This is a genomic window from Thermogutta sp. (assembly GCF_014359955.1).
GTDB lineage: Bacteria > Planctomycetota > Planctomycetia > Pirellulales > Thermoguttaceae > Thermogutta.
In genome coordinates this window covers 1-6,825 of the sequence record NZ_JACIYL010000179.1, presented here as the reverse complement: position 1 = coordinate 6,825, position 6,825 = coordinate 1, and the positions used below count along the sequence as shown (strand labels likewise).

Genomic DNA, 6,825 nt, shown 5'->3' with positions numbered 1-6,825 from the left:
GGGTCCCTCCGAAAGGCGGACCTGACAAGCAGGTCCCTCCGAGAAATCCTTCGGAGGGGCACGCTTGTCGTGCCCGGCGAGGAGAGATGGGGCATCAATCGGTGTTCATCGGACGTGACAAGCACGTCCCTCCGAAAGGCGGACCCGACAAGCGGGTCCCTCCGAGAGGCGGACCTGACAAGCAGGTCCCTCCGAGAAATCCTTCGGAGGGGCACGCGTGTCGTGCCCGGGGCAAAAGAATGGGGCGTCAATCGGTGTTCATCGGACGTGACAAGCACGTCCCTCCGAAAGGCGGACCCGACAAGCGGGTCCCTCCGATATGCGGATTTGACAGGCACGTCCCTCCGGCGTTGTGGGGGCCATTCATGAATTGCCCCTATCGCGTCCCGCTTGGGCTTGTTTCGCCCCAGGGCTCGTTTAGAATCACCAGAAGATCACGCCCGGTTTTAACAGTTAACCACCGTTCAGAAATAAGTTTTTTCGTTTTTGGGCGCTGCCGGCCAGTAACGCATTTCCTCACTCGACTTACACTCCGATGAAAACCGCCTACTTCGACTGCTCCAGTGGGATCAGCGGCGATATGGTCCTTGGTGCGCTGGTGGATGCGGGTGTGCCCGTCGACGCCATCCAGCAGGTTGTCGATTCGCTGGGTTTGCCCGACTGCCGCCTGGAAGCTCGGGAAGTGCGCAAGAACGGTTTTCGCGCAACCCAGGTTGTGGTCCACACGCCCGCCGAACACCATCATCGGCACCTCCATCACATCGTAGAGATGATCCGCCGCTCGTCGCTTTCTGAATCGGCGAAAGAACAGGCCATCAAGGTCTTCACGCGACTGGGCGAAGCGGAAGCCCGGGTCCACGGAGTGCCCCTGGAAAAAGTCCATTTTCATGAGGTAGGCGCTGCCGATTCCATTGTGGATATTGTGGGCAGCGTGTTCGGGCTCGACTATTTGGGGATTGAGGCCGTTTACGCATCAGCCATTCCGACCGGGGGTGGAACCGTCCGCATCGCCCACGGAGAGGTGAGCGTGCCTGCTCCGGCGACGGCAGAACTGCTGCGGGGCGTTCCACTGCTTCCCTGCGATGTGCAGATGGAAATGACGACGCCGACCGGCGCAGCCTTGATCACGACATTTGCGGAGGCCTTTGGTCCGCTCCCCGCCATGGAAATTCAAAGCATTGGCTACGGGGCTGGATCTCGGGACATCCCCCATCGCGCGAATGTGCTTCGCCTGTTCGTAGGAGAACTCGCCCGTCCAAAGGAAGCGTCGCCCTCCGTTCTCCGGGACCGTATCTGGGTCGTGCAAACGAACTATGATGATCTTTCCGCGGAAGTCCTCGGTTATACTCTGGAAAGGCTGTGGGAACTGGGGGTTCTCGATCTTTTCACGACACCAGTCCAGATGAAGAAAAATCGGCCGGGCGTCCAACTCACTGTCCTCTGCAACGAGGGACTGGTGCCCGCTGTGGAATCGCTTTTGTTCCGGGAAACGACAACGCTGGGGGTGCGCTTCTGGCCGGTCGAGCGCCACGTACTGCCACGGCAGGTCACAAGTGTCAAGACACGTTGGGGAGAAATCCGGGGCAAGGTGCGGGTCTTGCCGGGTGGAGCTCGCGAGTTCTCGCCGGAATTTGATGCCTGCCGCGAAATCGCACGGCGGCATCAGATCCCCCTGCGGGAAGTTTACCAAGCCGCTGAAGCAGCTTTCCAGCAGTGCGGCGGACCCCAGGTGGAAGACGAGCATTCCCCCAAAACTGGTTGACAGGAGCGGAGCCATGGGGCCTATGCTTCAAGTGCCCGTTGCCCTCGACAACAGCACCCTGTCGTGGATCGCGCTGGCCTTAGCAATTGTTTTCATCTGGTTTTCTCTTATCCGCATGCAGCGTCGCAGCGGTCGGCAGGTCCCCCCCTCGAGCAGAGAGGAGCCGGGATTGGGCGGTTCCGCAGGTTCTGCGCATGGTGCCGGCCACACGCCGCATCCTTCCACGGTCACCGATTGGGAAGTTCGTATGCACGAACTCGCCAGGGACATCGAAGGCCGAATTACCAGCAAACTGGGACTTCTGGAAAACCTGGTTCGGGAAGCCGATCGAGCCGCTGCCCGACTTGAAGCAGCCCTGCGTGCCACCGAGCAGCTTCGTCAAACGCAGGCGGCCGGGTTTTTGTCTTCGGAAGCCCTCCATGTCCCGCAGGGCCCTGCCAGTGGTGAACCAGGTCCCTCACCCTCCGAGGCCGCGGCGCAGCCTGTCCCCACGTCTGAGGATACCCCGCCGAACCTTGCGCAACCCGAAGAACAGAGCACCATCGCTGCGGAAAGCCCGGGACGCGACACCAGACCCGCCGATGAAATTTACACCCTGGCGGACTACGGTTACGACCCTGAGGAGATTGCCCGTCGCACCGGACTGCCGGTAGGCGAAGTACAATTGATCCTCAGGCTCCGCAAAACGCGTGAATCCGCCGGCCAGGAAAGATCACAGGAGTAATCCACCCCTTGCCACACATTCGAGCAAGGAAGCGACGAAACTCGATCAGTTCAGTCCAGCACTCTTTGCTCGGCAAAAGCATCCGCTCTGCTCCAGTCGCTGTTGAAAACGCGCCTGTCGAGGCAGAAGTTTTGTAAAATCGAAAGAGAGACTCGGCCGGTGGATCTCTACCGGCGCCTGGTCCGCTGGTTCCTCACCCCCTTCACCGGAAAAACGTTTGTTCGCTGTGCCGCGCTGGTGTTTGAGCAATCGTGGAACTCCTGGGGCTTTTGTATCCATGGCAACAGAAGGCAATCGCCGCGACTTTTTGCGACGGCTGACTCGCGGACAACTCGACGATGCCCCCACGCTCCCCCCCGCCGATGCGGAGACCTCGAATCCGCCGACGGCTGCCGCTCGATCTTCACATCCGCGACGTGGAGCCTACAAATTGCAGTTAGGTCGGCGGGCCATGGCCAGCGATTTTCAGGTCCTTTTCAACCTGGGCCAGTACGAAAATGCCATCGAAGTCGGATTGACAGCCCTGGATCTGCTGGAACCGCTGGAGGACATGATGTCCTTCTTTCGCCCCCAGGGAGAGCTCGGACGGATCAATGCCGAGGCCCTCCATCGGGATGTGGAGGTGTCGCCCGAACTGTGGGAACTGCTGGTTTATTGCCGCCGGCTTTGGGAGGCAACAGACGGGGCGTTCGACATCACAGCGGCTCCCCTTTGGCAGGTGTGGGGATTTGCCCGCCGCGAAGGGAGACTTCCCAGCCAGTCCGAAGTGGAGGAAGCGAGGGAACTCTGCGGATGGCGGTGGGTGGAACTCGATGCTTCGCGGCAAACCGTCCGCTTCCACAAGCCCGGGGTGGCTCTTAACCTGGGAAGCGTGGGCAAAGGATATGCCCTTGATCGTCTGGCTAAGGTCATCACCGAGGCAGGTATTCAGGACTTCGCTCTTCACGGGGGATTGAGCAGCGTCTTCGCCCTCGGGGACTCCTGGGAACTTCCATTATCCGAGGACACGGACGGTCCCCACGGATGGCCCATCGGGCTGAGTGATCCCCTTCATCCGGGGCGGCGGGTCGGTCAAGTCTGGCTGAAAAACCAGGGACTCGGTACTTCCGGTACAGCGCTTCAGTTTTTCTGGCACAAGGGAAAACGGTACGGCCACATTTTGGATCCCCGCACCGGCTATCCTGCCGATAAAGTACTGAGTGTGACGGTGGTTGCCCCCACGGCGGCCGAGGCGGACGCACTGGCAACCGCGTTCTTCATCCTTGGTCCGCAAGGGGCCCGAAGGTTCTGTGAACAGCATCCCGGTGTTGCTGGTATCTTCCTTCTGAACGTCCCTGGGAGGGTGCCTCAGGTGGAAGTCGTGGGGGAACCGCAAGCGGAGCTGGAAACACGCGATCGCGACGGCGACGCCCTGTGAATTGCTTCTTCGCTGGTCGCTTGGAACGGCCAACCAGCCTGGGGCTCGTCTCCCGACCCGGAACCGCCGGACCCATGCGAGCGCGCACTTCGGCTTCTGTTTCGACTCTAATACCTTTACCTTCTACGCGTTGCACATTTAGGCAAACAGGCAAAGCGTAACGATTTTAGCGACGGGCGGGAACAAACCCGAGTTGCATGGCATCTTCTCTTCGGTTCATAATAACAAGCTCAATTGGCAGTACGGTCCTGGCCGAAGGCTCCCATAAGCCGACGTGGAAAGGAAAGGGGAGTCAAGACCAGAACAACCTTCGCGAAAATACGGGATGCCGGGTATTTGATGGTTTCATAAGACCCTGCATTGGATAGATGACTCAAGAGATAGGGAATGACGTACTGGCAATCAACCAGGAGACGCGTATAATTCCGACAAGCCTTTTTCCAGCCGGGCAATTGTGAAGGTCGGTTGGAAGTCGGCGGAGGTGGGTTTGATAGGTGTTACAGGTTTGAGGATGGAGGTCTTCCAGTGGAACTACCCAAACGTGCTAAAAACGACCGTTTTACCGTACCCGGAAAATACCGTGAGCTCGAACGCAGTGTGCGGGAACGGGCGTTAAAAGAAGACATCCCCACGCTCATCATTTACGCTTTTGACCGCAGAACAAGCATCGGGCCGTTCGTGATGGTCCAGGACATCATGATCCCGGGTGCGCCCCGGGCGCTTGCCTCAGCCATGTATGCGGCTGGATTCCACAAAATTCGCGTGGTTATGCAGCAGTGGAATCCGAATATCCGTCCCAGTCAGGCCCGAATCGATGGCGAAATTCCTCAATTGCTGCTGATCTCCAGCATGCAGATTCACAGCGCGCGGGCCTATGATCTGATTCGGGATGCCTGGACGCTGGGCGACCAACGCCCGCTCATTATCGCCGGCGGTGCCAAGGCGATCTACGAACCCTGGGATTTATTTGGCCTTTCTGAAGACGGAACGGTCGGCGCGGACGTGGTGTGCACCGGCGAGGAGTACGTCCTTCTCGAACTGCTCGACCGAATTCTTGAAAACAAGCTGCCCGGAGAGCACATCCGATCGGCGTTTGAACGGGTTCGAGAAGAAGGATTGCTAAATGACATCCACGGGCTGGTCTTTCGGCCGGATCCGCCGCGCGGCCATCCAGAGTACCTTATCGATACCGGTATCCAGCGTCTCGTGCAGAATCTGGATGAACTCCCTCTGCCCTTCGATGCCCTGAAGCTGTTTGAGCCACCTCACAAGAGGGCGACGCTCTCTCCCGAGCCCCTCCCTGCGGAGAAACTCGGCAAGTACGCCAAGGTCCTCGCGGTGATCACAACCCACGGGTGCAAATTCCATTGCCCGTATTGCCCCATTCCGGCTTACAATCAGGACACGTTCCGGTTCCGCAGTCCAGAACGGTTGGTGGAGGAATTTACCGGAATTTACAAACGGTCGGGAATCCGGTTCTTCTTCGGCACTGACGACAACTTCTTCAACAATCGGCAAACGGTGGAAGAAATCTTCTCCGTGATGGCCAAGGCCGAGATCGACCATAAGCCGCTGGGCGAGTCGATCATTTTCGGGACAGAGGCCACGGAATTCGACGTCCACAAGAACCTGGATCTGATCCCCCTCGCCCGAAAGGCAGGCCTGCGGAGCATCTGGTTTGGAATCGAGGACCTCACCGCGGATCTTGTGAAGAAAGGACAGTCGCCGGAGAAGACCATCACGGTCTTCCGTGAGCTCATCAAGCACGGGATCGCCCCTATGCCGATGATGATGCATCACGATAATCAACCGCTGTGGACCTGGCGAAGTCTCCGCGGGCTGCTCAATCAGGTGGGTTTCCTGCGAAAAGAGGGTGCCATCACGTGCCAGATCACGTTGCTCACTCCTTCCGTGGGAAGCCGAGGGTACGAAAAGCCCTATCAGGATGGCATCGTCCTGAAGCGAGTGGCGGGGAAACCCATTGAGGACTATCACTACGACGGCAATCGTGCCATTGCGACCGCGCATTCCAGCCCGTTGCAAAGGCAACTCAACATGCTTGCCGGCTATATCGCGTTCTATAATCCCCTCAACCTGTTACGGGCCCTGGGACGGTTCGATCCCCTTTGGACTGAGAGAGTTTTCACCCAAATCCACGGCATGATTGGCGTCATGAAGTCGGTGTGGAATGCCCGACACTGGCTCTACCAGTTGGCCGTGGGTCCGCTGGAATATTACGATGCTCCTCCGGGCCCCAAGTACCCGTTGATCACCCCAACCCGGACCATACAGCCTTCGGCGGTGCCCGTGCTCCAGGGTTGATCCATGGAAGCCGTTGCTGAAGGCGGTCTGAAACGCTGGGCACTTGCCCTGGTGCTGGTGTTTTTGATGATAACCCCCACGGTATCGGCCGTGGGGTATTTTATTTTGGCCGAAGCATTACCTCCCTGGGTCCAGCAGACCCTTTATGCCCTGGCGAAGCTGGTGATGCTCTTCCCTGCCGTCTGGCTCTTCTACATCGATCGGATTTCTCTTCGGATTCCTGTTCCAACACGCACCGAGGTTTTCGCCGGATTGGGCTTTGGAATCGGCGTGGCCTTGGGAATGGGGCTACTCTATGCCTTTCTTTTCAGGTCCACGGCTGTATTCAGCGAAGCTGCCGCGGTTATTGAGAAAAAGATGATCGGTTTTGGAATAGACACGCCGATTCGATTTTTATGCTTCGCGGCCGTCATCTCGGTGGCACATTCTTTTCTGGAAGAATACTACTGGAGAGGATTTATTTTTGGAAAATTACGGCTTTTTGTGCCTGCCGAAATGGGCGGTCTCGTTTCGTCGCTCGCGTTCACGGGGCATCATGTCATCATCCTCGGCAAGTACTTCGGCTGGGGCTCGGTCTATCAGATTCTTTTCTCAGCCGGC

General features: G+C 58.3%; 5 protein-coding genes. All 5 read left to right on the top strand.

Going from position 1 to position 6,825, the window contains the following annotated elements:
- Positions 1–535 precede the first annotated feature (535 nt).
- A complete protein-coding gene (gene larC, locus H5U08_RS07555) occupies positions 536–1,762 on the top strand; it encodes a nickel pincer cofactor biosynthesis protein LarC (RefSeq protein ID WP_297031798.1) in 1,227 nt (408 codons plus the stop codon).
- A gap of 13 nt (positions 1,763–1,775) precedes the next feature.
- On the top strand, positions 1,776–2,486 hold the full coding sequence (locus H5U08_RS07550; RefSeq protein WP_297031796.1) for a hypothetical protein: 711 nt from the start codon (positions 1,776–1,778) through the stop codon (positions 2,484–2,486).
- Between the two features lie 277 nt (positions 2,487–2,763).
- Entirely contained in the window at positions 2,764–3,903 is a 1,140-nt protein-coding gene (locus tag H5U08_RS07545; protein ID WP_297031794.1) for an FAD:protein FMN transferase, read from the top strand.
- Positions 3,904–4,428: 525 nt separating this feature from the next.
- The gene (locus H5U08_RS07540) at positions 4,429–6,225 is read left to right on the top strand and encodes a radical SAM protein (protein WP_297031792.1); all 1,797 of its coding nucleotides are present in this window, start codon (positions 4,429–4,431) and stop codon (positions 6,223–6,225) included.
- 3 nt (positions 6,226–6,228) lie between these two features.
- On the top strand, positions 6,229–6,825 hold a 597-nt coding region (locus H5U08_RS07535), incomplete at its 3' end, for a CPBP family glutamic-type intramembrane protease (protein WP_297031790.1).

Coding starts and splice junctions, on each gene's coding strand:
- H5U08_RS07550 (WP_297031796.1), top strand. CDS start 1,776: ATGGGGCCTATGCTTCAAGTGCCCGTTGCCCTCGACAACAGCACCCTG.
- H5U08_RS07545 (WP_297031794.1), top strand. CDS start 2,764: ATGGCAACAGAAGGCAATCGCCGCGACTTTTTGCGACGGCTGACTCGC.
- larC (WP_297031798.1), top strand. CDS start 536: ATGAAAACCGCCTACTTCGACTGCTCCAGTGGGATCAGCGGCGATATG.